We start from the raw sequence: 2,461 nt of genomic DNA on the forward strand, positions 1-2,461 counted from the left end.
TAACTCCTTGCATGCTCAGTCTTTCAGGCTGGCTCGCAATCTAGGCGCGATTTTGAAGGTGTATGTCCATCCATCGAAAAAACGCAACGACGAGTGCGGGCTAGCCTGGAAGACCCGGAGGGCGTGGCCTGAAGCGCACATCTGCTGCGCCTTGCCTCTAGGAAAGGGAGCCACCCTGTCCGTCAAGACAAGACTCAACAGCTGCACGCTTCAGGCCACGCTGAGTACGCAAGGAGTTATTCAGAGGTTCCTTAACCACGTTGGTCCGGTCGATGGTGGAGTAAGTATCCACTTTCAGTTTGGCTTTTTCATAGCGGGCACCGGCATTCAGATTGAGCTTGTCGGTGAGCTTGAAGCGGCCTTGCAGGAAGGGCGCGTAATTACGGTACTGGGTTTCCGGCACATAGGTACGTCCGGTATGGACCAGATCCTGATTGGTTTCATCCTGCAGCAGATCCAGGCCGGTAGTAATGCCCAGGCGATTGTTGAGCAGGCCGTTGCGGGTCAGGGTGAATTTGGCGCCGATCTTGTCTGATTCGTTGCGGGTCTGGTCGAGCTGATCATTCCCGGCACTGTCCACGTAAGGGAAGAACGGGGTGGTGGCAAACTGGGCGCGGAACTGCTGGCTATACAATTGCACGTCCGCCTTGTTGCCAAACCAGTCTGCATGGCTGTAGGAGAAACTGGCGGTGGTCACCTTGTTGAAGCCCGGGTCGCCTACCGGGTCGCCTGGGCGCGCTCGGGTGGGGATACCTTCATCCCGATTGCCGGGCACCGGCACATAATCGCCTTCGCCTTCCAGTTCGAAGTGATTGAGCATCAGTTCGACGTTCTGGTTGTCGTCAATCCAGTAGCCGACCCGACCCATTACGTCATAGCTGGTAGAGTTCTGCAGTTCACCAGGGTAGGCGATGCCAACCAACTGGTCGTTACCGTCATAGAAGACGCCACGCTTTTGCTGGCTGATGGCGCCCAGGTAATCCCAGTCGCCTTTCTGGCCACTGATGCTGTAGTCCACCTTGTGGCCCTGACCATCGGAATCAAAATCATCATCGGAAGTCAGGCTGACAGAGGCTTGCTGATTGATGGTGCCGGTGTCGGCGCGGCGGGTTATATAGTTGATAATCCCGCCGGTGGCGCCCAGCCCGTGCTCTGCGCTGGCGCCATAAATCACTTCGATACGCTCCACCATGGACAGGTCGATGGTATAGCTGTCGCGGGCACTGTCTCGCAGCGGGTTGCTTTGCGGTACACCATCGATCATGAATAGCGGCGAACGGCCACGGAAGCTCTCGCCGGCATTGGAGAGCTTCTGGCGGCTGGGCGAGTAGGAGGGAATCAGGCTGCTGAGTACCTGCCCCGGGTCATTACTGATGGCCAGTTGTTCTTCAATTTCTTCGCGGCTGATGATGAGGACTTTCTGCGGAGTCTCAGCAACGGTGGAGTGGGCGCGGGTGGCTGAGACCGTAATCTGGCCCAGCTCATGGGCGCCAGCGGCTTCTTCGGCCAGAGCAAACGGGGAACACGCAAGGGATAATAACGATACAGGCAAGCCATAACGGTAAAAGCGGAGCACGGCGCTCTCCTTATCAATATCTTCAAGGCAGGACGGCCGTGCACCGTAATGATAATAATTGTCAATTGCGATGTTGTGGTTAGCGCCGAATCTCGTGAAGCCGCTCTACCCAGCGTAACAGTCCCTCTGGCTTGCGGGCTTTTTTCCATTCCCCGGCAGCAAACTTGTTGGCTTCGGCCATGGTTGGGTAGATATGGATGGTGCCGAGGATCTTGTTCAGACCCAGCTTGTGTTTCATGGCCAGTACGTACTCGGCAATCAGCTCCCCGGCGTGCTGGCCGACAATGGTAACGCCGAGAATCCGGTCGCTGCCTTGGGCAGTAAGCACTTTTACAAACCCCTGGTCGGCACTTTCGGCGATAGCCCGGTCCAGGTCGTCAATGCCGTAGCGGGTGACCTCGTAATCGATGCCTTGCTCGTTGGCTTCCTGTTCATTCAGACCGACCCGGGCGACTTCCGGGTCGGTAAAGGTGCACCAGGGGATCACCCGATAGTCCACTTTGAATTTTTTCGCGAAACCAAACAGGGCATTGACCGAGGCATACCATGCCTGGTGAGAGGCGGTATGGGTAAACTGGTAGGGGCCGGCCACATCCCCGCAGGCATAAATATTCGGGAAGCGGCTTTGCAGGTGGTCGTTGACGGTGATGGTGCCGTTGCCATTGGTGGGCAGTTTCAGTGTTTCCAGTCCCAGCCCTGTGGTGTTGGCTTTGCGCCCCACGGCCAGCAATAACGTATCGAATACGATCCGCTTTTCCTGTCCGTCCCCCGTGACATACAACACCTTTTCACCCTCTTCCCGGGCAAAGCGCACGGTGGTGTGATCGACCAGTACCGTGACGCCGCTCTCTTTCAGTGCGGTGGTGACCTGTGCTGCGGCGTCTT

Annotated in this window: 1 protein-coding gene and 1 pseudogene; both read right to left on the minus strand. The window is 57.0% G+C overall.

The features are described 5' to 3' along the window. Nucleotides 1-247: 247 nt before the first annotated feature. A pseudogene (locus A3730_RS21690) lies at nucleotides 248-1,510 on the minus strand (TonB-dependent receptor); the annotation flags it as partial. A 145-nt stretch (nucleotides 1,511-1,655) separates the two neighbouring features. After that, nucleotides 1,656-2,461 (minus strand): NAD(P)/FAD-dependent oxidoreductase (locus A3730_RS21695; protein WP_197477567.1); only part of this gene is annotated, 806 nt, incomplete at its 5' end.

The organism is Alcanivorax sp. HI0044 (assembly GCF_001634945.1).